Source organism: Streptomyces sp. NPDC005808, from assembly GCF_042871385.1.
In the GTDB taxonomy this organism is placed as follows: Bacteria; Actinomycetota; Actinomycetes; order Streptomycetales; family Streptomycetaceae; genus Streptomyces.
The window spans coordinates 163,597-187,277 of sequence record NZ_JBIAIK010000006.1 but is presented as its reverse complement, the minus strand read 5'-3'; the positions used below and the strand labels follow the sequence as shown (position 1 = coordinate 187,277).

General features: G+C 68.9%; 19 protein-coding genes and 1 pseudogene. 11 read left to right on the top strand and 9 right to left on the bottom strand.

Translation table 11 applies throughout. The features are described 5' to 3' along the window. Positions 1 to 97: 97 nt before the first annotated feature. The 6 genes from rsmA to ACFYPC_RS15730 all read left to right on the top strand — a co-directional run bounded on the left by rsmA (position 98) and on the right by ACFYPC_RS15730 (position 8,914). The gene (rsmA, locus tag ACFYPC_RS15755; protein WP_388675610.1) at positions 98 to 970 is read left to right on the top strand and encodes a 16S rRNA (adenine(1518)-N(6)/adenine(1519)-N(6))-dimethyltransferase RsmA; all 873 of its coding nucleotides are present in this window, start codon (positions 98 to 100) and stop codon (positions 968 to 970) included. After that, entirely contained in the window at positions 967 to 1,866 is a 900-nt protein-coding gene (locus ACFYPC_RS15750) for a 4-(cytidine 5'-diphospho)-2-C-methyl-D-erythritol kinase (RefSeq protein ID WP_388675607.1), read from the top strand. The genes rsmA and ACFYPC_RS15750 overlap by 4 nt, the downstream gene beginning before the upstream one ends. A gap of 226 nt (positions 1,867 to 2,092) precedes the next feature. After that, on the top strand, positions 2,093 to 3,916 hold the full coding sequence (locus ACFYPC_RS15745; protein WP_388675604.1) for an ABC-F family ATP-binding cassette domain-containing protein: 1,824 nt from the start codon (positions 2,093 to 2,095) through the stop codon (positions 3,914 to 3,916). Between the two features lie 279 nt (positions 3,917 to 4,195). Next, on the top strand, positions 4,196 to 6,091 hold the full coding sequence (locus tag ACFYPC_RS15740; RefSeq protein WP_388675601.1) for a PQQ-binding-like beta-propeller repeat protein: 1,896 nt from the start codon (positions 4,196 to 4,198) through the stop codon (positions 6,089 to 6,091). A gap of 86 nt (positions 6,092 to 6,177) precedes the next feature. Then, positions 6,178 to 8,031 carry a PQQ-binding-like beta-propeller repeat protein gene (locus ACFYPC_RS15735; protein ID WP_388675599.1) on the top strand — a complete coding sequence of 618 codons (1,854 nt, stop codon included), beginning with the start codon at positions 6,178 to 6,180 and terminating at the stop codon, positions 8,029 to 8,031. Positions 8,032 to 8,200: 169 nt separating this feature from the next. Next, entirely contained in the window at positions 8,201 to 8,914 is a 714-nt protein-coding gene (locus ACFYPC_RS15730; RefSeq protein WP_388675596.1) for a LuxR C-terminal-related transcriptional regulator, read from the top strand. A gap of 161 nt (positions 8,915 to 9,075) precedes the next feature. Here the strand turns inward: ACFYPC_RS15730 and ACFYPC_RS15725 are convergent, their stop codons facing one another. From ACFYPC_RS15725 to ACFYPC_RS15715, 3 genes are all read right to left on the bottom strand, one after another. Further along, positions 9,076 to 9,717, bottom strand: coding sequence for a hypothetical protein (locus tag ACFYPC_RS15725; protein WP_388675593.1), 642 nt, complete (start codon positions 9,715 to 9,717; stop codon positions 9,076 to 9,078). Positions 9,718 to 10,097: 380 nt separating this feature from the next. Continuing rightward, the gene (locus ACFYPC_RS15720; protein WP_388675591.1) at positions 10,098 to 12,263 is read right to left on the bottom strand and encodes a trypsin-like serine protease; all 2,166 of its coding nucleotides are present in this window, start codon (positions 12,261 to 12,263) and stop codon (positions 10,098 to 10,100) included. A gap of 34 nt (positions 12,264 to 12,297) precedes the next feature. Further along, on the bottom strand, positions 12,298 to 12,780 hold the full coding sequence (locus tag ACFYPC_RS15715; RefSeq protein ID WP_388675589.1) for a hypothetical protein: 483 nt from the start codon (positions 12,778 to 12,780) through the stop codon (positions 12,298 to 12,300). Positions 12,781 to 13,258: 478 nt separating this feature from the next. Between ACFYPC_RS15715 and ACFYPC_RS15710 the strand changes: the two genes are divergently transcribed. Both ACFYPC_RS15710 and ACFYPC_RS15705 read left to right on the top strand, forming a co-directional pair. Beyond that, the gene (locus ACFYPC_RS15710; protein ID WP_388675586.1) at positions 13,259 to 16,870 is read left to right on the top strand and encodes an ALF repeat-containing protein; all 3,612 of its coding nucleotides are present in this window, start codon (positions 13,259 to 13,261) and stop codon (positions 16,868 to 16,870) included. Next, on the top strand, positions 16,867 to 17,223 hold the full coding sequence (locus ACFYPC_RS15705; RefSeq protein WP_388675584.1) for a DUF6086 family protein: 357 nt from the start codon (positions 16,867 to 16,869) through the stop codon (positions 17,221 to 17,223). Before ACFYPC_RS15710 ends, ACFYPC_RS15705 begins: the two co-directional genes overlap by 4 nt. Positions 17,224 to 17,289: 66 nt before the next feature. Here ACFYPC_RS15705 and ACFYPC_RS15700 read toward each other — a convergent pair. Beyond that, positions 17,290 to 17,479, bottom strand: a pseudogene (locus ACFYPC_RS15700) (IS30 family transposase); the annotation flags it as partial. A 140-nt stretch (positions 17,480 to 17,619) separates the two neighbouring features. Between ACFYPC_RS15700 and ACFYPC_RS15695 the strand changes: the two are divergent. Together ACFYPC_RS15695 and ACFYPC_RS15690 are read left to right on the top strand one after the other, a co-directional pair. Then, a complete protein-coding gene (locus ACFYPC_RS15695) occupies positions 17,620 to 18,048 on the top strand; it encodes a hypothetical protein (RefSeq protein WP_388675582.1) in 429 nt (142 codons plus the stop codon). A gap of 325 nt (positions 18,049 to 18,373) precedes the next feature. Beyond that, positions 18,374 to 18,814, top strand: a complete 441-nt coding sequence (locus ACFYPC_RS15690; RefSeq protein ID WP_388676212.1) for a glutaredoxin domain-containing protein — start codon at positions 18,374 to 18,376, stop codon at positions 18,812 to 18,814. Between the two features lie 93 nt (positions 18,815 to 18,907). On the opposite strand, the gene ACFYPC_RS15685 is transcribed toward ACFYPC_RS15690, so the two are convergent. The 3 genes from ACFYPC_RS15685 to ACFYPC_RS15675 are packed head-to-tail and all read right to left on the bottom strand — an operon-like array spanning position 18,908 to position 20,638. After that, on the bottom strand, positions 18,908 to 19,471 hold the full coding sequence (locus ACFYPC_RS15685) for a cysteine hydrolase family protein (protein ID WP_388675579.1): 564 nt from the start codon (positions 19,469 to 19,471) through the stop codon (positions 18,908 to 18,910). Between the two features lie 43 nt (positions 19,472 to 19,514). Then, the gene (locus ACFYPC_RS15680) at positions 19,515 to 19,778 is read right to left on the bottom strand and encodes a DUF397 domain-containing protein (protein WP_388675576.1); all 264 of its coding nucleotides are present in this window, start codon (positions 19,776 to 19,778) and stop codon (positions 19,515 to 19,517) included. 8 nt (positions 19,779 to 19,786) lie between these two features. Further along, a complete protein-coding gene (locus ACFYPC_RS15675; protein ID WP_388675574.1) occupies positions 19,787 to 20,638 on the bottom strand; it encodes a helix-turn-helix domain-containing protein in 852 nt (283 codons plus the stop codon). A 238-nt stretch (positions 20,639 to 20,876) separates the two neighbouring features. On the opposite strand from ACFYPC_RS15675, the gene ACFYPC_RS15670 reads away from it, so the two are divergent. After that, a complete protein-coding gene (locus tag ACFYPC_RS15670) occupies positions 20,877 to 21,284 on the top strand; it encodes an ATP-binding protein (RefSeq protein ID WP_388675571.1) in 408 nt (135 codons plus the stop codon). A 72-nt stretch (positions 21,285 to 21,356) separates the two neighbouring features. Here ACFYPC_RS15670 and ACFYPC_RS15665 read toward each other — a convergent pair whose 3' ends face one another. Further along, on the bottom strand, positions 21,357 to 21,728 hold the full coding sequence (locus ACFYPC_RS15665; RefSeq protein WP_388675568.1) for a hypothetical protein: 372 nt from the start codon (positions 21,726 to 21,728) through the stop codon (positions 21,357 to 21,359). A 53-nt stretch (positions 21,729 to 21,781) separates the two neighbouring features. Further along, positions 21,782 to 23,482 (bottom strand): sodium:solute symporter family protein, encoded by a 1,701-nt coding sequence (locus ACFYPC_RS15660; protein ID WP_388675566.1) that lies wholly within the window; start codon positions 23,480 to 23,482, stop codon positions 21,782 to 21,784. Between the last annotated feature and the right edge of the window lie 199 nt (positions 23,483 to 23,681).

The following is a 23,681-nucleotide window of genomic DNA, read 5'->3' as shown; positions in this document are numbered from 1 at the left end:
CTGCCGCCCAGGCCCCCGGCTTCGGCCCGGACGGCCTCGTCCTCGGAGTCCTCGGACGCCGGACGGGCTGGAAATCTCCAGCCCGTACCCTTGGTCCGTGACCAGCCCCACCCCCGACGCCCTCCTGGGCCCCGCCGAGATCCGCGAACTCGCGGGAGCCCTCGGCGTGCGGCCCACCAAGCAGCGCGGCCAGAACTTCGTGATCGACGCGAACACGGTGCGCCGCATCGTCCGCACCGCCGGCGTCCGCCCCGACGACGTGGTCGTCGAGGTGGGCCCAGGGCTCGGCTCGCTGACCCTCGCACTGCTGGAAGCGGCGGACAGGGTCGTCGCCGTGGAGATCGACGACGTACTCGCCGGAGCGCTCCCCGCGACCATCGCGGCGCGCATGCCGGACCGCGCCGGGCGCTTCTCGCTCGTGCACTCCGACGCGATGCAGGTACGGGAGCTGCCCGGCCCCGCCCCCACCGCGCTCGTCGCGAACCTGCCGTACAACGTCGCCGTTCCGGTACTGCTGCACATGCTCGACACCTTCCCGACCATCGAGCGCACGCTGGTGATGGTGCAGGCCGAGGTCGCCGACCGGCTCGCGGCCCCGCCCGGCTCGAAGGTGTACGGCGTCCCGTCGGTGAAGGCCAACTGGCACGCGGAGGTGAAGCGGGCCGGTTCCATCGGGCGCAACGTCTTCTGGCCCGCGCCGAACGTCGACAGCGGGCTGGTGTCGCTCACCAGGCGAACCGAGCCCGTGAAGACCACTGCCACGAAGCGTGAGGTGTTCGCGGTGGTGGACGCCGCGTTCGCGCAGCGGCGCAAGACGCTGCGCGCCGCCCTCGCCGGGTGGGCGGGTTCCGCAGCCGCCGCCGAGACGGCGCTCGTCGCCGCGGGTGTCTCACCGCAGGCCCGCGGCGAGTCCCTCACGGTCGAGGAGTTCGCCCGTATCGCCGAGAACAAGGAGTCAGCTCAGCCGTGACGGTGACCGTACGCGTCCCTGCCAAGGTCAACGTCCAGCTCGCGGTGGGCGGCGCCCGCCCCGACGGCTTCCACGACCTGGCCAACGTCTTTCTCGCCGTCGGCCTGTACGACGAGGTCACGGTGACGCCGGCGGACGAGCTGCGCGTCACCTGCACCGGCCCCGACGCCGACCAGGTTCCCCTCGACGCGACGAACCTGGCGGCCCGCGCGGCCGTCGAGCTCGCCCGCCGGTACGACATCGACCCCGCCGTCCACCTCCACATCGCCAAGGACATCCCCGTCGCGGGCGGCATGGCGGGCGGCAGCGCCGACGGCGCAGGCGCCCTGCTCGCCTGCGACACCCTGTGGGGTACGAACGCCTCGCGCGAGGAACTCCTCGACATCTGCGCCCAGTTGGGCAGCGATGTGCCGTTCAGCCTGGTGGGCGGGGCGGCGCTCGGCCTCGGCCGGGGCGAGCGGCTGCGGGTGCTGGAGGTCGGCGGGACCTTCCACTGGGTGTTCGCGATGGCCGGGCGCGGGCTGTCCACCCCGGCGGTGTTCCGCGAGTTCGACCGGATGAACGACGGCGTACGCATCCCCGAGCCCGTCGCCTCGCAGGAACTGCTCGACGCACTCGCGAAGGGAGACGCCGCCGCCCTCGCGGCCGCCGTCTCCAACGATCTCCAGCCCGCGGCCCTTTCCCTCTTCCCGGAGCTCGCCGACACCCTGGCCGCCGGCCGTGCCGCCGGCACGCTGGCCGCACTCGTCTCCGGTTCGGGCCCGACCACGGCGTTCCTCGCACCCGACCCGGAGTCGGCGGCCGAGGTGGCCCGTGCGCTGTCCGCCTCCGGCACCTGCCGGACGGTGCGCACGGCGGCCGGGGCGGCGCCGGGGGCCACGATCCGCACCGGCTGACCCGTACGACGGCTGGCTGGGGGTGGGTTTTTCGCCCCCGCCGCCCCTGCCCGTCCCGTACCTGGGGGCTGCGCCCCCAGAGCCCCGCTTCGGCCTGGACGGCCTCGTCCTCAAACGCCGGACGGGCTGAAACCCCGTGCGGAGGGGGCGAAGAAGGCCACGGCTCGGCCCACCTCGGCTCGCGGATTACCCTTGAGGGTCGATCGTCCCCCTTGTCAGGAGAGAAATGGCCGTCAACCTGGTCAATGTCGAGTCCGTCAGCAAGGTGTACGGCACCCGTGCACTGCTCGACGGGGTCTCCCTCGGCGTCAGCGAGGGCGACCGTATCGGCGTGGTCGGCCGCAACGGCGACGGGAAGACGACCCTCATCCGGTTGCTCGCCAAGCTGGAGGAGGCCGACACCGGGCGGGTCACCCACTCCGGCGGGCTGACCCTCGGCGTCCTGACGCAGCACGACTCCCTCGACCCCGAGGCCACCGTCCGGCACGAGGTCATCCGGGACATGGCCGACCACGAGTGGGCGGGCAACGCCAAGATCAGGGACGTGCTGACCGGCCTGTTCGGCGGCCTCGACCTGCCCGGCTTCCCGCAGGGACTCGACACCGTCATCGGCCCGCTGTCCGGTGGTGAGCGGCGCCGCATCGCGCTGGCCAAGCTCCTCATCGAGGACCAGGACCTGGTCATCCTCGACGAGCCCACCAACCACCTGGACGTCGAGGGCATCTCCTGGCTCGCCCGCCACCTGCGCGAGCGCCGTTCCGCCCTCGTCTGCGTCACCCACGACCGCTGGTTCCTCGACCAGGTCTGCACCCGCATGTGGGATGTGCAGAAGGGCGACGTGTACGAGTACGAGGGCGGCTACTCGGACTACGTCTTCGCGCGCGCCGAGCGTGAGCGGATCGCCGCCACGGAGGAAGTGAAGCGGCAGAACCTGGTGCGCAAGGAGCTGGCCTGGCTGCGGCGAGGCGCCCCCGCCCGTACGTCCAAGCCGCGCTTCCGCGTCGAGGCCGCCAACGAACTGATCGCGGACGTGCCGCCGCCGCGGGACAGCTCCGAGCTGATGAAGTTCGCCAGCTCCCGGCTCGGCAGGACCGTCTTCGACCTCAAGGACGTCACCGTCCAGGCCGGGCCCAAGGTGCTGCTCAAGCATCTGACCTGGCACCTCGGCCCCGGGGACCGGGTCGGGCTCGTCGGCGTCAACGGCGCGGGCAAGACCTCGCTCCTGAAGGCCATGGCCGACGCCGCCCGCAGCGACGGCGACAAGCAGCCCGTCGCCGGACAGATCGTCACCGGCAAGACCGTCAAGCTCGCCTACCTCTCCCAGGAGGTCGCCGAACTCGACCCCACCTGGCGGGTGTTGCAGGCCGTCCAGGCCGTACGCGACCGGGTCGACCTCGGCAAGGGGCGCGAGCTGACCGCGGGACAGCTCTGCGAGACGTTCGGCTTCAACAAGGACAAGCAGTGGACGCCCGTCGGGGACCTGTCCGGTGGTGAGCGGCGGCGGCTCCAGCTGCTGCGCCTGCTGATGGACGAGCCCAACGTCCTCTTCCTCGACGAACCCACCAACGACCTCGACATCGAGACCCTCACCCAGCTGGAGGACCTGCTCGACGGGTGGCCCGGGTCGATGATCGTGATCTCCCACGACCGGTTCTTCATCGAGCGGACGACGGACAACGTGTACGCGCTGCTCGGCGACGCCACGCTGCGGATGCTGCCGCGCGGGATCGACGAGTACCTGGAGCGGCGCCGGAAGATGGAGGAGGTCGCGGCCGCCGCCGTACTCGCCTCCTCGCCGGCACCCACCAGCAAGGCCGCCTCTTCCGCGACTGCGTCTTCCAAAGAGGGCCGCGCCGCCAAGAAGGAACTCCAGAAGGTCGAGCGGCAGTTGGACAAGGTCTCGGAGAAGGAGACCAAGCTGCACGCCCAGATCGCCGACAACGCCACGGACTTCGCGAAGGTCGCCAAACTCGACGCGGAGCTGCGGGAGTTGGTGGGGGAGCGCGAGGAACTGGAGCTGCGCTGGCTGGAGCTGGCGGAGGACGCCTGACCGAGCGCACATCCGGCTGCGCAAGGCCGGGCGCGTGCGCTGTGGCGGTCAGGGCGGTCAGGGCGTCAGCCCGCGCAGGGCGTGAAGGGCTCGTGAAGGCGCATAACGACCCCATTACGGGCCGGTCCTCCCTTGGGAACAGGGGAAGCACCGGCCCCGTGTCACAGGTCCCCACAGTGATAGAAAGAGCCGTCTGAGAAAAGTCTGAGAACCACCGGGTATGGCGGGAATCCAGTGCCGCCGGTGGAGCGCCACATCAGTGAAACGGGGGACGCGCTGATGAGCCAGCCGTCGAATCAGCCGCCGCAGGGCGGCTTCGGAGCACCGCAGGACCAGCCCGGGGCAGGTGATTCCGGCCCGCCGCAGGATCAGGCGGGGGTAGCACCGCAGGGTGCGCCGCCTCCGCCCGCGCAACCCCCGCAGGCCCCTGCACCCCCGCAGGCGCCGCCCACCGGAGCCCCCCAGCCGGGTTACGGAGCCCCCCAGCCGGGTTACGGATATCCCCAACAGCCCGCCCCCTACGGCCAGCCGGGCCCGTACCAGCCGCAGCAACCCGGCCCGTACGGCGAGCCGCAGCAACCGGGCCCGTACGGCCAGCCGCAGCAACCGGGCCCGTACGGCCAAGCTCCTTACGGCCAAGCTCCTTACGGGCAGCCGGGCCCCTACGGCCAGCAGCCCGGCTACGGCTATCCGCCCCCGGCGCAGTACCCGGGCGCACCCGGCATGCCGCCTCCCGGAGGCGGTTCCAAGAGCCCCTTCAAGGGCAAGCCGGCTGTGATCATCGGCGCCGCGGTGGCCGCACTGCTCGTCATCGGCGGCACCGTGTTCGCCGTCAGCGGTGGCGACGACGGCAAGAAGAAGCCGGTCGCGGAGAAGAGCGACGACGGCAAGGCCACGGGCTCCGCCGCCCCGGTCAACCCGGGTGACGGCAGCGGCGACGGCGGTGAGGACCCGGAGAACCTCAACGAGGGCCGCCAGGCAGGTGAGTCGAAGGTGCTCTGGTACAAGGAGGCGCCGGACGCGCCCGGTTCCGGCGCCGACGCCCCCGGCCAGTGGGTCACCGACAAGGTCGCGGTGAAGGCGGCGTACAAGCAGGTCTTCGCGTACAACGTCGGTGACGGGCAGCCCGCCTGGGACGCGCTCACGTTCCCGCAGAAGATCTGCGCGGTCACCCCGCAGAAGACGTCCGCGGACAAGATCGTCATCGCCTACATGAACGGTGCGAGCGACAGCGCCAAGTGCAACCAGCTCCAGGAGATCGACCTCGCCACCGGCGCGAAGGGCTGGACCGCGGAGGTCGCCGACGGTGACCTCTTCGACAGCGCCCTGTCCATCGAGCTCTCCCTCGTCGGCGACACCCTGATGGTCGGCCGCTCGATGTCGGGCACCGCGTACGACGCCACCACCGGCAGGAAGCTCTGGGACAAGAAGAAGTACGGGCAGGCCTGCTACCCCGCCGCGTTCACGGGCGGCGCCAAACTGCTCACCGTCTCCTCCTGCGGCGTAAGCACCGACAACGAGCACGACGAGGTGCAGGAGCTGGACCCGGCGACCGGCAAGGCCAAGTGGACCAACACGATCCCCAAGGGCTGGACGGTCGCGCGTACTTACTCCGTCGACCCCGTCGTCCTCTACCTCACCAACGAGGACAAGGACCAGTGGAACGTCTCCACGCTGAAGAGCGACGGCACGCTCCGCTCCCAGGTCGACGTCGACGAGTCCTTCGCGCCCGAGTGCGGCTGGGCCATCCTCGCCCGTGACCTCCAGGGCTGCACGGGCACGGCCGCCGACGCCGACACCCTCTACCTGCCGACCGAGGCGACGACCGGCGCCAACGAGATCGTCGCGATCAGCCTGGCGACCGGCAAGGAGAAGTGGCGCGTCAAGTCCCCGGCGGACGAGTCGATGCTGCCGCTGAAGATGGACGGCACCAACCTCATCGCCTACGTCCAGCCGTCGTACGACGCCGGTGGCCAGGTCGTGTCGATCCCGACGACCGGGAGCAGCCACAAGACCACCAGGCTGCTGCAGAACCCGCAGGGCACCGCGGACATCGAGAGCGGCTTCTACTCGAAGGCGGTCGACTATGTGGACGGGCGCTTCTACATCTCCACCACCCGGCTGACCGGCACGGGCGACGAGCAGGAGAAGCTGATGCTGGCGTTCGGCGAGTGACCTTCCTCCTCCCTTAGTTCCGGTAGTTCCGGTAGTTCCGGCCCGCCATTCGTTCGCATTCCGACGTACTCCGAGGTACCCACGTCATGAGCCAGTCGCCGCCCCCGCCACCCCCGAACCAGCCCCCGCAGGGAGGCTTCGGCGCGCCCCAGGACCCGCCTCCGGGTGGTTTCGGTGCCCCGCAGGACCCGCCCCCTGGCGGTTTCGGCGCTCCCCAGCCCCCGCCCCCTGGTGGTTTCGGTGCCCCGCCACCCCCGCCGCCCGCCCAGGGCCCCGGCCCTGGCTACGGCTATCCGCAGGCGGGTCCACCCGGTCCGTCCGGTCCGCCCACCCCGCCGCAGCAGCTGTACGGCTATCCGCAGACCCCGCCGCCGCCCCAGGTCGGCGGTCAGCAGCCGGGCTACGGATACCCCCAGCAGCAGCCTTCGTACGGCTACCCGCCGCAGCAGCCCTACGGGCCGGTGCCCCAAGGCGGGGGCGGCGGGCGGAAGTTCAACAGCTCGGTGGTCATCATCGTGGCGGCCGTGGTGGCCGTCGCGCTGATCATCGGCGGCGGTGTCTGGTACGCGAAGTCCTCCGACAAGGACGACAGCAAGAACAACTCCTCGGGTACGACGGGTGGTACCGGCGGTAAGGACGACGAGGGCGACAAGGGTGCGGACACCCCTGGTGGCGGCGGAGGCAAGGAGAAGGCCCCGGCCGACCCGAGCGCCGAGGTCCTCTTCCAGGTGCCCGCGCCGGAGGTCAAGGACGACCAGATCGACAGCGTCGCGGGCTCCTGGCTCACCGACTCGGTGTACGCCAAGAGCGGTGTCAACGAGATCGTGGGCTACGACCCGGACACCGGCACCGAGAAGTGGACGCTTCCACTGTCCGGCCAGGCCTGCGCGGGCTCGCGGGAGGTCACCGAGGACGGGATCGCCGCGGTGGTCTCGGAGGAGACCGAGCGCAACAGCGAGGGCGACCACGAGCCCTGCACACAGATCACCGCCTTCGACGTGAACACCGGTAAGCAGCTCTGGTCGAAGAGCGCCGGGAGCAGCGGCCGGAAGGTGGCGTTCGAGGAGGTCACCATCTCCGGCACCACCGTCGCGGTGGGCGGCGGCTACGACGGTGGAGCAGCCTTCGAGGTGAAGTCCGGCAAGGTGCTGTGGCAGCCGAAGGTCGACACCTGCATGGACGTCGGCTACGCGGGCGGGGAGCAGCTCGTCGCGGTCCGCAAGTGCGGTGACTACGGCAGCGAGACCTTCGAGGTCCAGCTTCTCGACCCGTCGTCGGGCAGCGTGGAGTGGACCTACAAGCTGCCCAAGGGCATCGACAACGCAAAGGTGATCTCCACCAAGCCCGTCGTCTTCGGCGTGGACTCCGCCGACATCACCGCCAGCGGTGCCACAGACGTCTTCTCCATCGACGACAACGGCAAGCTGCGCATCAAGATCACGCTGGAGGACGGCAAGTACGCCCACGACTGCGGTGTCGGAGAGGTGTACGCCTGCAAGGCGATCGTGGTGGGCAACGACAAGCTCTACGTCCCGACCACGCAGCACGACGGCACCGCCGAGTACAGCCAGACCAACGAGATCGTCTCCTTCTCGCTGGCCACCGGCAAGACCACCGGCGACCGGATCGACGCGGGCGACGGCAACGAGATCTTCCCGATCCGCATGGACGGCGGGAACATCCTCGTCTACCGGGCCGGTTCGACCGACAAGGGTCCGCAAATCCTCTCCGTGGACGGTACGTCGCTGAAGCAGACGACTCTGCTGGAGACCCCGGCCTCCGACAGCGTCCTGAGCGCCATCAGTTCCATGGTCCCCAAGAGCTCCGAGCTGCTGTTCACCAGCGGTCGCCTGTTCATGGGGAAGGACCTGATCAGCAAGCCGTACTCCGCGGACGACAAGGAGTACACGGCACTCGGGTTCGGGCCGAGCAACGCTTAACCTCGCATCACTCCCGAATGCGAGGAATTTCGGTAATCCGGGGCACTTCTCTCCAGTAGGGGAAGCGCAACGTCGAACAAGCGTGTAGCTTCCGGTGGATGGAGAGCCGGGGGGCTCCTAATCCACGGGGAACCAGTGGGGATGCTCGGGGGAACTGGGGGGTTGCTCGATGGGAGTGCGGCTCATGGTGGTCGACGACCACCGTCTGCTCGCCGAGGCGTTGGCCTCGGCGTTGAAGCTGCGCGGGCACCGGGTGCTCGCCGCCGCGGCGCCTGCCGCGGGGGCGGCGGAGTTGGTGATCACAAGGGCGCCCGAGGTGTGCCTGATCGGTACGGCGACACCCGCCGAGCCGGGCATCTTCGATCCGGTGGTGAAGATCAAGAAGGAGCGCCCGCAGGTGGCGGTCCTGGTCCTGGGCCCGGTCCCGAACCCACGCGGCATCGCCGCCGCGTTCGCGGCCGGTGCCTCCGGATACGTACGTCATGACGAGCGCATCGAGGGCGTCGAGCGCGCGATCATGAAGGCGAGGGCGGGGGAGGCGGCCGTCGCCCCACAGCTCCTCCAGGGTGCCTTCAGCGAACTGCTCAACCCGGCCGCCCAGCCCGACGACGAGGGCCAGCGGCTGCTCCAGATGCTGACACCGCGGGAGGTGGAAGTCCTGGTACGGGTCGCCGACGGCGAGGACACGCGACTCATCGCAGCCGGCATGGGAATCGCGCCGTCCACGGCACGGACCCACGTCCAGCGGGTGCTGATGAAGCTGGGAGTGGGGTCGCGCCTGGAGGCGGCGGCCCTGGCGGCCCGCACGGGGCTGCTGGACAGGGCGGGACCGGTGACGCCGCCGTCAGCGGATGCCCCGCAGGATCTGCGGTATACGCAGTAGCTGCTGCACAGAAATACGGCAGGTGGTCCAGGTCGCCGTGACAACAGTGGCCCCGGAAGGAGATTCCTGGAGATTCCTTCCGGGGCCGCTTACGTTCGGCGGGCTGGCGAATGGCCATGCCGAAGGCCTTGCCGGTGAGGGGCAGGCCGTCTTTCTGTCCGTCACGATCGCGTGGCCGTTCCGCACTCCGCTGCGCCGGCTTCTTGCAGGCGCGCGTCCATCGATTTGCTCCGGTCGTAAGGGTCCACCTCGGGGCCGCTCCCTGGACCCTTTGCCGCATGGTCGGCGGTGAACTCGGGGATGAAGTAGCCCGTGAAGTTGTCGCAGCCGCCGTTGGCGGTGTCCACCTTGTAGGAGACGAGGGAGAACGTCCCCGGCTCGGTGATCACCTTCACCGGGTCATCCCAGCTCATCACCGTCTCGCGGCGCACGATGGTGCGCGCGACTTCGTCGCTGCCCGTTGCGGCGCGGACGACCGGGTAGACGTAGGTGACATCACTGGTCACCTCGACCGCGCCACGCTCGCCCTCGCGGAACGTGATCGATCCTTGCGTCTTGACCACGTCCCCCACGAGCCGCACCTTCGTCTGCGCGAAGCGGCTGAACAACAACAGAGGGTCATTCTCTTCGCTGGGCTCGCGGAACGCGGTCGACAAGTAGTCCTGGACATCGCGCTGGTGTGGATTGATCAACGCGGTCGCCTTCTCCGGCCGCTCCCCCCGCAGCACATCAGGATCCAGACTGGACGCGGCAAGGAATTCCAGGCTCTGATCGAGCGCCTGCGCAACCTGTCTCTCGGTCATCCAACCGGTCGCCCGCGCCGCGGGCACGCGGATCCCGGCCGTCCCGTCGTCCCATGCCGTCGCCGGCGATCCCCTGAACGGCTCCTCGGGTGTGGGCAGTTGGGACGCCGACTCCGCGGTGGGCGACGCACTCCCGCGGTCTCCGTCGCCGTGCGGCCGCGGCTTCCCCAGGGCCGTTCGCCATCCTCATATCATCAGGTAGCTGACCTGGGCGAACCAAGATCCCCGCCGCCAGGCCCGAATGCGACATGCGGGCCACGACTGTGGGCCGGGCTCTGTCTCCCAGAGAGCCCGGCCCACATCGGTCGCTACGCACGAGGGACGAACACGTCCACCAGCCTGACCGCCCGGGCCCGCGTTGCGGGCCCCGGCGAGGGCGCTTAGCGGATCGTCGTTCCGAAGGCGATGCCCGCGGCGGGCAGGCCGTTCTGGCCGGGCTGGTAGGTCGTGACCGCCCCGGTCGTGCCGATGGCGGCGGTCGCCCAGGGCAGGGCGTGCACGGCGCCGTAGGTGGCGGGGCCGTTGGGCATACCGATGTAGAGCTGGGTGCCGGTGGCGTGGATGAAGTTGCCGACCAGCTGGCTGCTGCCCGGGGTGCCCGGCAGACCGGCGCCATTGCCGGCCTCGATCCAGAAGTCGGTGTCACCCGGCGCACCGAGGAGCGAGAAGGTCTGGACGGCGCCCGCGGCGCTCGCCGTACCGATGTCCTCGCCCGGCGAGCCGACCGCCAGCCGCAGGCTGGCTGCGGTGCTCACCTCGTCCGGTGCGGTGTTGACAGCGGACACCTTCGCACCGAAGCGGTCGTTGAACGCGATGGCGTTGGCAACGCCCTCGGCGTCCTGCCCGATGTCGGCGAGCTCGCTGATCGCTCCGGCCGCGGTCACCCGGAGCGTGACCACTCGCCCGGCGTCGGTCAGGTTGGTGGTGCCCACTGTGAAGGCCTCACCGGGGGCGCCGACGGCGAGGATGGAGTCGGTCGCGGCCGCGGCGCCGGAGGGGCGGTACGCCACCGCAGAGAGCGACGATCCGAACTCGTCGTTGGCCTCCGCAGCGCCGCTGATCCCGGCGGTGTCCTGGTCGATGTTCGCCACGGGAGTCGGGATGCGAACCGAGTTCAGCGCGTGCGCGAACACCCACACCGCACCGGAGGCCGCGTTGTCGCCGACGGCCTCCGTCGGGGCGCCGATCGTGATGTGGTTCGGCGAGGCCGTGATGGACGTACCGAACCGGTCGCCTGCCTCTCCGATGCCGACCACGGTCTCCGTGTCCTGGTTGATGTTGACGTTGGCGCTGCCGCGCAGGTAGTAGATGCCGCCGGCGTCCGTGATGGTGGCGATGTCCTCGCCGGGCACGCCGATCACCAAGTACGGCTCGCCGAGGAGGGTGTGACCGGCAGCCAGGGCGTGGCCCATCCGGTCCGCGGTCTCCGAGGCGGACAAGGGGATGGCGCCCGAGTCGCCCTGTTCCAGGGTCACGGACGTCTCGCCCGTGGTGAGGCCGCCGGGGGCGCCGTACAGCACCTGCGCCTGGCCGGCGTCGACCACGGTGCCGACGTCCTCGGCGGGGACGCCGACGACCAGGTCGGTGCAACCGTCCTCGTTGCGGTCGAACACCGCGAGCTGCTCGCCGAACCCGTCTCCGGCCTCGGAGCCGCCCGGCACGGAGGCGAGGTCCTGCGTGAGTTCCGCGTTCCCCTTGCCGTTCCCGTACACGACCCGCACCAGCCCGGCGTTCGCGTCACCGCCGACGGTCGCCTTGGGGTCGCCGGCCGCTACGTCCTCTACGCCGTCGCAGTTGAAGTCGGAGACGCGGGGTGCGCCTACCTTGTCGGCGACCCAGGTGGCGAGGTCGTCGGCGCGGGAGGCGACGGCGCCAGTGCGGGTTTCCGACTCGTTGAAGCAACCGCCTTGCCAAGAACGGGAGTTGACGCCGACCAGCTGGGCAGTGCCGCCTGTCTCGCGGAGCAGCGGACCACCGGTGTCGCCTTTGCAGAGGGCGGCGTTCACGCCAGTGGCGGCGATGTCGTCGGTGCCGACCGAGTCGACGGTGAAGGTGGCGGTGTGCTGTGTGCCGGGAAACCATTCCGTCTTCGTGCGGCCGAAGCCGGTGGCTTTCAGCTGTTCGCCTGCGGTGGCGGGGGTGGTCGACAGGGCGACGGGGGTGATCCCGGCGAGGCTCCTCGCGAGCCGGGCCAGCACGACATCACGCCCTGCGCGCGGCACCAGTTCCACGACCTCGCCGGTCTTGCCGGAGACCGTGGCGGTGGTCTTGAGGACGGGTTTGCCCGGGGCGACGGTGGCGGTCTCGGGGTCGGTGGCGAAGCAGCTCGCGGCGGTGAGGATCCACTGTGGGGCGACGAGGGAGCCGGTGCAGGAGCGGGCGGTCTCGTCGGCGCCGATGGCCAGGTCGGCGGTGAAGGCGTAGCTGCCCGCGGGGACGGCGTCGCCGGAGACGGCGTGGGCGGGGGTGGTGACCAGGGCACTCGCGGCGGCGACGGCGGCCAGCAGGGCGGCGGTCGCGGTGCGTCTGGGACGTATGGAGTTCACGTTTCTCGCTTCCTTGGCGGTGGGCGCGGCCGGGTCAGCCGGTGACGCGGATCTCGACAAGGACGGCTCGGGCGCCGCCGGTGACGCCTTCACCCACGCTCTTGAAGCCGCCCTCGGCGATGTCGACGCTGGTGGTGACGTCGTTCGCGGTGAGGTCGGCGCTGATGGGGTGCTCGCCGGTCTCCAGTGCGAAGACACGGGGCAGTTCGAGCGTGAGGTACCCGCTGGCCGCGGTGGGCTGGAAGCAGTAGTCGCCCCTGCGGCCGGCGGCGCTGTCCGCCACGGTGTAGACCCTGATCTGGTCGGGCGCGGTGTCGCACTCCACGAGCAGGATGTGTCCGTCGCCCTTGTTCAGCTTGATGCCCTCGGTCGCCAGGATGTCGGCGGCACCGGGGTAGCCGTAGTCCTCCACCGCGACCGGCGGGACGTCGGCCGCCGCCTGCGAGGCGGAGTCGTCGGCGACGGCAAGCGGAATTCCGATGACCGCCGCGAGGGCGCAGAGAACTCCGGAAATCATAAATCTTCGAATGCGGATGGGCACCGCAAACTCCTTTCGGGCGCGGCGCATCGAATAAAAGAAGGCCGTCGCCTGACGGGTAATTAGAGATCAAAAGATGCTCCGCAGAATAGCTGTTTGTTTTGTCGATCGTCAAACGAATTCTCACTCCATAAGGCTGGATGAAATGTCCCCTGCGTGGGGTTATTTGGCAGACTGTCACCCCTCATCTGAGTGATGTGGCAGAACCTGAGGGGGTCTCATTCGCGGATTTTTGCATTGAGAGTCGGCGGATTGGGGCGAATATTATTAAGAAGAAGATCAAGGATCATTTCGCCTAATTGGTCCGTGGTTGAATATTCGATCCACCGGGAAATCGTGAGCGTTATGCTCGCTTCCCGGATATTCGGTAAACGCCGTATACGTCGCCGGTTGCTGAGAAAGGTTCCTGATGAATCGAAGAACGAACGGATTCGATCTGGCGAGAGGGCCGTCACGCGTGATACGTGCGACGGTACTGAGCCTGCTGCCCTTGGTCCTGACCGCCGGCCTGCTCGGCTCCGCGCCCGCGGTGGCTGAGGAACTCCCTGCGGACGGTGGGGAGATCGTCGCGCTGGCGGGGGTGATCCCCACCGAGCGCGGCGCGGTCGTCGACTCGTGGAAGACAGGTGGTCCTGGCGTCAAGGCGGCTGCCGAGGCGGCCCTGACCGGCAGCGAAGCGGATGTGCAGGCGTTCCTCGCTGCTGTGGACGATCTGTCCTTCCAGGACAACCGGGTTAGCGCCGCCCAGCTCGCCTCGTTGGGCGGCACAGAGTTGCTGGCCGCTGCCCGAAAGGCGCTCGCAGGGACTCCGGAGGAGCTGGACGACTTCCTGGACGACGGCTGGGAAGACCCTCTGGAGCAGGACCAGAGGGTCCGGGTCGCCCAGATCATCGACGCGGGCGGGCCCATAGTTCAGGACGCCGGGCGGGCCGCGCTGAGTGGCACGGCCGACGACGTCAGGGCGTTCCTCACGGAGGGGCAATACCTCCAGCGTGAGCAGGACGAGCGCGTGCAGCTCGTCCAGATCATCGGCACAGGTGGCACCAATGTGCAGACAGCCGGGCGCATCGCGCTGAACGGCAGCGCCGAGGACATTCGAGAGTTCCTGGAAGTCGGACAGTTCGTCGCGCTCGCCAAGGATCAAGAACACGCCACTGTCGCCCAGCTCGCCGCGCAGGCCAAGGAAGCGGGCAGGCAGGCGGCCGCGGAGACCGCGGCCGCCCAGGCCGAGTCCGCCAAGGCGGTTTCGGCCGCGCAACTCGCCAAGGAAGCGGCGCTGAGGGCCGCGTCCGAGGCGGAGGCTGCCAAGGACGACACCGACAAGGCCGCGAGTGCGGCCAAGCGTGCCGCCACGGCGGCGTCCCAGGCAGCCGCCTCGGCGCAGCAGGCGATCGAAGCGTCGCTCGCCGCGAACAACTCGGCGCGTGTCGCTGCGAACGCCGCCTCCCAGGCTGCCGCCGCGGCAGCCGGTGCTTCCCAGGCGGCGTCCCGTGCGCGCAGCGCGGCGGCCGATGCCGCGGTGGACGCGTCCGACGCGGATGCCGCACGGGAGGCGGCTGAAAACGCCCGCACCGCTGCGGCAGGCGCTGGCCGTGCTGCCGACGCAGCCGATCAGGCGGCTGTAGCGGCCGATGCGGCGGGTGACGCCGCGCGCTCGGCCGCGGGCGCGGGTGCCAACGCCATCGTCGCCGCCAACGCGGCCATCGAGGCCGGCAATTACGCGGGCGAGTCCAGCGCGGCCGCCGCCGAGGCGCGCGCCGCCGCCGCGAGTGCCAAGCGTCATGCCGATGAAGCCAACCGTGCTGCGTCCGCTGCTGAAGCGCTGGCCCGCAAGGCGGCCACGGCGGCGCGCGAGGCGCGCGATGCCGCCAGATCGGCGGCCACGCACGCGAACAATGCGGCCGATGCCGCCGAGGAAGCGGCGGAGCACGCGGGTGACGCCGCACAGGCCGCGACGAGGTCCACGGCACACGCCAACGCCGCCACCGAGGCCGCGAACGCGGCGACCGCTGCTGTGATCAAGGCCCAGCAGATCTACACGATCGCCCGCGAGGTGGAGGCCGCGGAACTGCTCGGCCGTACCAACGCGGGCATCGAGCGAGCGAAGGACCAAAAGGCGGCGGCTGACGCCGGCACCGCCGAACTGGCCGAGCGGGCGCAGGCGGTCAAGGACCAGGACACCGAGCGGAACCGGCTGGTGACCGAGGCCGCCAAGCCCGGAGCCGACCTTGCGGCCCTCGCCGGCCAGGGCCGCGAGCTCGCCGTGCTGGTGATGGGGAACGGGACGGCGTGGGGGCGTGCCGCTGCCGAGGCCGCCCTCGCAGGCCCCGACGAGGTCGTCATCGACTACCTGCGCAACGGCTGGCAGACCGCCGAGCAGCAGGACGACCGTTCCTACGTAGAACGCCTCGCGGAAGAGAGCGAGGACAAGGCTGTACGCGACGCGGCCGAGACCGCCCTCGACGGCGACGCCGCCACCATCACCGAATTCGTCCGGAACGGCCAGTACCAGGTCAGTGCCGAGAGCATGCGCGTTGCCATCGCACAGGTGGTCTCCGGCGCCGGGCCGGTCCTCACCGACGCCGGCAGGCAGGCTCTGGCCACGGGAGACCCCAAGAAGTACAGCGAGTTCCTGGTCAAGGCGCAGCACACTGCGCGCACCCAGGACGAGCGGGTCAGGGCGGCGCAGCTCATCGACTCCGGAAGCCCCGAGGTGAAATCGGCAGCCCGGATTGCGCTGGAGGGCTCATCCCAGACGCTGCACGCCTTCATCGTCTCGGGTCAGTACACGGCACAGCGCAAGGACGACCTCACTGCCACCCACGTGGCCCAGGTCCAGAAGCTGATCGCGGATGCGGCGAAGGTCGCGGCCACCGCGCAGCAGAACGCCGCGACCGCCCAGAAGGTTGCCGCTGTCGCCCGCAAGGCGGCCGCCGAGGCCGACAAGTGGGCCCAGAAGGCCAACGACTCCGCGAAGGAGGCCCAGGGATACGCCGACGAGGCCGCCCAGCACGCCGAGGACGCCGAGGCATCCGCGGCGAGCGCCGCCGCGTCCGCCAAGACGGCTCGCGACGCGGCGAACAGTGCTGATGTCGCCGCGTCCGACGCCGCCAGGTCGGCAGCCGACGCCACGCTCTCCTCGGAATCGGCCCAGGCCTCCGCGTCCAGCGCGTCGTACTACGCCGACCAGGCCCGGCAGTCGGCGGTCGAGGCGGGCAAGGACTCGGAGGCCGCCCTCAAGGCGGCCACCGAGGCGTTCACCATCGCGGTCACGAAGTATCGGGAGGAGGAAGAGGCGCGGCGCAAGGCCGCCGTCGCGGCCAAGGAGAAGGCGAAGAACGACGAAGGTGCGCGCGCCCGCGCGATGTACCGGTGCGGGCAGGAGTACATCCCTTGCGACCCGGAGGGCTTCGCCCGCTGGTGCCAGCAGAGTGAGATCTCCTGCGAGATCGTCGCTGAAGGTCCAGCGTTCGGCGACGCCATGGAGGACCTGTGGGGCATTACCAAGGAGCTCACGGGCCTCGGCGAGCTCGAAGCCTGCCTGGAGAAGAAGGACTTCGACCACTGCAGCAGCCTCGCGGTGGACGCCCTCATAGGCGCCAAGCTGAAGAGTCTGGACAGGATCTACGACGAACTCAAGCTGCTCAAGCGCGGCTGCAAGGTTGTCAGCAGGATCGCCGGTTCGGCCGTGTCGCCCGCGTCGCTTACTTTGTCGGTGCAGGCGAGCGATGCCTCCGGCTGTCTCGAGGGTGTGCGGGACCACAAGGTCTACGACCCTGACACCGGGGACATCATCACCGACATCGACCTTTTCGAGGGCGGGGTGATGTGGGAGCTGAAGTCGGCCACCTATGCTGAGGCCGTATGGCTGGAAAAGCACGTCAACGTCAAGCTCGCTAATTACCTGAAGTGTCGGCAGTTGCTTCCCGGCTATGAGGGCGCGCCGATCGGCTTCCGGTTCACAACATCCGGGATGGATCAGCGTTTCCGAGCGGCGCTGGAAGCGCGGTTCGAGCAGCTCCGTCGAGACAACCCCGGGCTCGACCTCAGACTGGAGATCGCAGATTGAGTTACCCCTTCGAACTGGGCGGCGAGACGCTCTGGGATGCGGGTTACCACAGCGGACAGTTGTACGCCTCCCTGGCCCGTGGCGCGGCTGAGTTCCTGGAGCTGCCGCCCGGGCTGACGCCCAACCGGCAGGGCGGCTGTGACGTGGAGCCGGTGGCGCTCCAGAGCTTCGTCGAGGGCCTGTACGGCCTCTACTCGTCGACCAGGAATGAACTGCTACATGGGTTGGCACACGGCCTGCTCGTCACTTCGCTCGTCTTGCTGGAACGCGCGGGGGGTGCGATCACCCTGAAGACCGAGCACGAGGAGGTTTTCCGGGAGGAGAAAGCAGCCCTCGCGCGCTCCATGGGATAGGGGCCCGCTCCGACAGAGAACGGCCCCGCCGGAGTCGGCGAATTCTAGGATCGTCGCAACGCGTGATCACTGACGTGTGATGGCGAGCAGTTTAGAGAGACGCTCGGCTGGGGTTTCCCAGCCGAGCGTCTGGCGTGGGCGACTGTTGAGTTCAACTGCGACCGCCGCCAGGCGCTTCGCGTTGGTGCTGTGTCAGATCGGTTCCCTCCGGGTGCCGCTTGCGCAAGGTTGCTGCGCCGCTCGTCCAGCAGCTGGCTCGACGCACTCGCAGAAGGCTCAGGACGCCATCACCTCTCTGCAGAATTGGCTGACGAAGAATCCGACGGCGGCAGCGGGCGACCGGGCCGCAGCGGAGAACCTCATTCGCGACATGCTCAACGCTCTGAACGGACTGTGATGACGACCCCAGCGTGGTTTGTGGAACTGCTCGCCGTCAGCGAAGCGCTGGCCGCGGTGGACCGGGCGGACATCGCCGCCTGGCGTGGCCCCGGTGCCGACGACGCGGATCCGGACCCTGCCGGGGACGACGTGCCGCCGCTGAGCGTCCGACTGGGCAGTCTCGGAAGGGAGTTCGCCGAGCACTCGGCCGAGTTGAGTCCGGCGCAGCGCCGCGAGGTGCTGCGCATCCTGGAGGAGGTTCAGGTCTCGGGCGGGGAAGCCGACGGTACGGCCGTGACCACCGGTTTCTTCGAGGCACTCCTGTCCGCCTGGGACCGAGGCTTCGACCTCCGAACGATCTGGCCGGACATCGGACCCGACTCCCGGGCCTACTGCCTGGCCTGGAACAGGTTCATCGGCGTCGAGTCACCGGACTGGATGAGCTGACGAAGAACAGACCGGCTCGGCCCGCACTCCGTGCCCGGGCCGAGCCGGGTGGTACAGCTTCGATCCTGGGGGAATCGGGCGGGCGTGGAGCGCGATCTGCGAGCACGTCGGGCACCCGGGGCGGGGCCGGGGCCAGTGGTTTCTGAGACGTCCCCCGACGCGACGAAAGACGCGGCCACCGCGAAGCAGAACGCCGCGACCGCCCAGAAGGTCGTCGCCCTCCCGGAGGTTGAAGGCGCGTCTCCCGGCTGCGGGTAGAGGGGGATACACCGGACGGGTGGCCTGGTTCGAGGAGTATTTCGGCTCACCGATAGCCTGCGTCATCATGATGCGCGCTTGGTTCTTGCCGATGCTGCTTGTGGTCTGCGGTTCAGCCGTTGCGACTGGGCAAGTCCTCAACGGGAACCCCGTTGCGGCCGCAGCCCTCCTGCTGATGTTCGTGCTGCTCGCAGGCGTGGCCTCGCCCCTGATCTTCCCGAGGTCGATCGGTGCGCTGGAGGCACAACGCCGTAGCGCGGTCGATGGCCGGCCGGTCGTTTTCTGGCGGCCGGGCTGCACGTACTGTCTGCGGCTGCGCATCCGGTTGGGCCGTAACGCACGCCAGTTGCACTGGGTCGACATCTGGCGTGACCCGGCTGGAGCGGCAGCGGTGCGGGCGGTCAACGACGGCAATGAGACCGTGCCGACTGTCGTCGTGGCGGGCCGGCCGCACACCAACCCTGATCCCGCTTGGGTGCGCGAACAGTTCCTCCCTCCCGCTGAGTGATCGCGAGGGAGTGGTGTCGTATCGCGGAAAGGCGTCCGCAGGCCCCGGAGAGCTCGTCGGCCGAACTGACGCCGTCTGCCGGTCGGCCTCCCGTTATCGCGGTGCGATGGCCTTGAGCCAGTCCTCGACCGTGACGACGTCCGCCCACTGCGGGAACAGCTTTTCGATGAGCATCGTGTGCACCTCGGGGTCGGTGTCGAGGCAGCCATCCGCCAGGACGGTGAGGCCGAAGTCCAGGTCGATGGCGCGCCACAGAGTGGACAGCACCACAGCGCTGGTGGCGATGCCGGTGAGAACCAGGCTGTCGATATCGCGAGCCCTGAGTACCAGGTCGAGGTCGCTGCCCGAGAACGCGCTTCCCCGCCTTTTGGTGACCACGACGTCGCCCTGCTGGGGCCCGATGTCGGGGTGGATCTCGGTGCCGGGGTCGCCCTCGGTGAAGAGGCCGGCCCGCACGGCGTTGGTCAGCACCCTGTTGCGGGGGCTGACTTCTGGATTGCCTGGCCGCAACCCGATGACCACGTAGATCACGGGTATGCCCGCCGCGCGGGCACCGTCGATCGCCCTGCGCAGGCGCGGCAGGTATCCGGAGCCGTCGTCGGCGATGCGCACGATGTCCCGTTGGACGTCCATCACGAGGAGTGCGGTGTTCGCCATGCTTGCCGTCCCTTCGTCGCCGGGAATCAGAGCGAGGCCGATTTCACGTCGTGGGCGTGGCGAGGGTGCCGGACTTTATGCCGTGGAGGAGGTGGGCCAGGGGGGCGGGGGTGGTGGTGAGGCGGGTGGCGGGGGTGTCGCTTTCGCGGAAGTGGATGGTGCGGGGCGTGGTGGCGGCCAGTTCCACGCAGTCGTTGCCTTCACCGCCGCCGGAGAAGGACGACTTCTGCCAGCCGAGTTCCACGCAGTTGTCGCCGTCGCCGCTTCCTGAGAAGGACGACTTCTGCCAGTAGTCGGGGGTGGTCACGGAGGGCCTCACAGTTCCTTCGTCAGCTGGTGGATGAAGTCACGCGACCGTGCGGGTTCGAGTGACACGGCCTCCACCATACGGAAGAGCGTTCGGAAGGCTCCGAGTTGGGGCTCGGAGTCGATGAAACCCGCGCCGTGGGGTGCATCACGTACTGCTGTGTCCAGCTTGGGCACAGAACCGCCCGCATACATCATCGCGTTCGAGGCTCCGGCGAAGCCGTCCAGGTCGAAGGGGATGACTCGCACGGTGATGTGGTCCGCTTCGGAGAGTTCCAGGATGCGGTCGAGTTGGGTGCGCGTCGCCGCGCGGTCGCCGACCCGGATGCGAAGCGCCGCTTCGTGGATCACCGCCTCGTACGGCGTGGGGGCCGGGTCTTCGATGACCACCTTGCGCTCCATTCGATGGCGGACGCGCAACTCAAGCTCATTGGTCGGCAGTGCTGGGAATCGGTAAGAGGACACAGCGCGGGCATAGTCCTCCGTTTGGAAGAGGCCTGGGACGTGCAGGAACTCCACATCGAGCCGGTATGCGCAGTGGTGCTCCAGCTCGGCGAGGTCCAGGAATCGCGTGGGTAGCAGGCCCCGGTACTTTTCCCACCAGCCGTGTGTCCGGTCGGTGGCCATCGCCACCAGCGCCTCGACCAACTTATCGTCCGCACAGGAGTAATGAGCGGCAAGGCTGCGCACGCGCTCTTCGCTCACACCCGCGATCCCGGACTCTATCTGACTCATCTGGGCGGAGCTGGACCCGACCAGTGCGGCGGCTTCAAGTGCTTTGAATCCTGCGGCCTCCCGCAGTTTCCGCAGTTCAATGCCCAGACGCTCCTGGCGCGCGGTGGGTTGCCGTCTGCGCGGCATGGCTTCCTCCCTTGGCCTCAACTGCCGTGAGGCTGTGACTCGTTCGAGGGGCAGATTACGGCAGTCACTTGCCTTGGCCCAAATTTAACCCGTACTGTCAGTCACGCGACGCACACACTGCGGAACCCCGGGACCCCGGAAGCGCACCACCCCGTCATGCCGTGACGGCGGTGAAACTGCCACCGCCCGCTGCCCGCAGCGCTCCCTCAACCTCCCTCACCCCAACCGGAGTTCACGCATGCCAAAAACAGAGAACGAACCCTGGGAGTACGTACTCCACATCCCCCACGACCCCCGAGCGGTCACCGTCTGTCGCCGCACCGTCCGGCTGATCCTCACCCTCCACGGCCTGATCCGCCTGGTGGACGTCGCCGAGCTCCTGGCGGCGGAGCTGGTCTCCAACGCCGTACGCCATACCAAGGGGCCCGCGGCCCTGCGCCTGCACCACCGACACGGAGTGCTCCGCATCGGTGCGTGGGACGCGAGCCCCGAACCGCCGCCGTACGAGCTGGCGGTGGCCCCCGACGCGGAGGCGGGCCGCGGCCTCGCCCTCGTCCGGGCCTGCGCCTACAACTGGGGCTGGCATCCGCTACGGCAGGGCGGCGACACAGGCAAGTACGTGTGGTGTGACCTCGGTGCGGCGTAGTTCGCTGGACATAAAGGGTGAAAAACCGTACGAGGCCGGAGTCCCAGCGAACCCCGGCCCCGCGTACCGCTGTTACGCCGACGGATGTCCCTTGTCGGTGTCCGGCAGCAGCTGCTCCACGTCCACCGGCGGAGCGGCCGGTCGTAGCCACAGCCAGGCCAGGAAGAACAGGCCGAGGGCGAGCATGCCCAGGCCGGTCCACAGGTTGATGTTGATGCCCTCGGCCTTGTCGATGTCGGCGTCGGACGCGAAGATGCCCGCGATCGTGACGATGACGCCGTAGACGACGAAGAGGCCGCCGATGATGCGGCGGATGTCGAAGAGGCGGGCGGCGGTCTCGGACTTGTGCTCCAGCTCGGTGATCTGACGCTGAAGTGCCTCGCTGGAGTAGTCGGGGTGATGGGGGCGTTCGGGGTGTTCGGGGTGCTGCGGGTTCTCGGTCATGGTCTCTCAGCCTCCGGCGGTCAGCTCGGTCATGGTGGGTCAGCCTCCGGGGGTCAGAAGGAGAAGGGGATGTAGCAGAGCGCGGCGAGGATCACCGCACCCCAGCCCAGCAGGGCCGGCTTGCGGTACCAGGCGTCGTCGCCCTCGCCGGCAGGCTCGGTCATGCCGGGGGAGGTGGTGCCGTAGACCAGGCCCTGGAGCTCCGCCTTCGGCTTCGGGGCGGTGAAGAGGGTGACGGCGACCATGACCACCGCACCCGCCACGAAGCCCACGATCGCCGAGACGAAGTTCGCGCCCTGGTCGCTCGGGATGCTGATGACGCCTTCCTTGTAGATCCAGAAGTAGTTGACCATCGCGGCCGTCGTGCCCGCCAGCAGGCCCCAGAAGCCCGACTTCACGGACGCCCGCTTCCAGAACATGCCGATGATGAAGACCACGAACATCGGCACGTTGAAGAAGGAGAAGAGCGTCTGGAGGTAGCTCATGATGTTGGAGAAGGACGAGGCGATGAACGCCGTGCCGATGGAGGCCAACACGCCCACTGCCGTGATCAGGCGGCCGAACCGCACGTAGTAGCCGTCCTCGCGGTCCTTGACGACGTACCTCGCCCAGATGTCCGTCGTGAACACCGTGTTGAAGGACGAGATGTTCGCCGCCATACCCGCCATGAAGGCTGCGAGGAGGCCCGTCACCGCGATACCGAGGACGCCGTTGGGGAGCAGCGACTCCATCAGATAGGGGATCGCGTCGTTGTACTGCAGGTCTGAGCCGCTGGTGCCGATCTGTGGGACCAGGACGGCCGCGACGAGCCCCGGGATCATCACCAGGAAGACGATGAAGATCTTCGGGAACGCGGCGATGAGCGGGGTGCGCTGGGCCGCGCTCAGGTTCTTCGCGGACAGCGCGCGCTGCACCTCCGCGAAGTTCGTCGTCCAGTAGCCGAAGGACAGCACGAAGCCGAGGCCGAGGACGATGGTCAGCCAGTTGGCACCCAGCGGGTTGTCGCTGCCGATGCCCGTACCGCCCCAGGCGGTCGTGAAGTTGGTGCCGTGACTCGCGTCGAGCGAGTCCGTCAGACCGCTCCAGCCGCCGACCTTGTGCAGGCCGATGACGACGATCGGGATCAGCGCGGCGAGGATGACGAAGAACTGCAGCACCTCGTTGTAGATCGCGGACGACAGACCGCCGAGGGTGATGTACGCGAGGACGAAGAGGCCGGCGACGACGATCGCCACCCACTGCGGCCAGCCGAGCAGCGCCTCCACGACGATCGCGAGGGCGTAGAGGTTCACGCCCGCGATCAGGACCGCGGCGAAGGCGAACAGGATCGAACTGAGCAGGTGGGCCCACTTGTCGAAGCGCAGGAGCAGGAACTCCGGCACCGACCGGACCTTCGACCCGTAGTAGAAGGGCATCATCACGAGGCCGAGGAAGACCATCGCCGGGATGGCGCCGATCCAGTACCAGTGGACCGTGTAGACGCCGTACTGCGCGCTGTTGGCGGCCATGCCCAGGATCTCGGTGGCACCCAGGTTGGCCGAGATGAAGGCGAGGCCGGTGACCCAGGCGGGCAGCGAACGCCCGGAGAGGAAGAAGTCGAGACTCGTCTTCACCGAGCGCCGGGCTGCGAAGCCGATGCCCAGCACGACGACGAAGTAGATGCCGAGGATCGTGTAGTCGAGTGCGTTGGTGGGGAGCCGGAGCTCAGCGGCCAGGTTGATGCCCGGCGCAGCCAGGTCTGTGGGGGACTGCATAAGAACTCGCTTCGTTGCGTGAACTGATCCGGTGGTTACGTTTATTGGTCCGGTGGTTACGTTTGCTGATCTCGATCCCGTCGTGGTGTGTACGGGTTGAACTGATCCAAACGGAACTTACGCCTCCACCTACAGGAACTGAACACTCACCGTGGTGTCCTTTGTTTGATTGTGATGTTGACGTAGGTGGTGATTTATG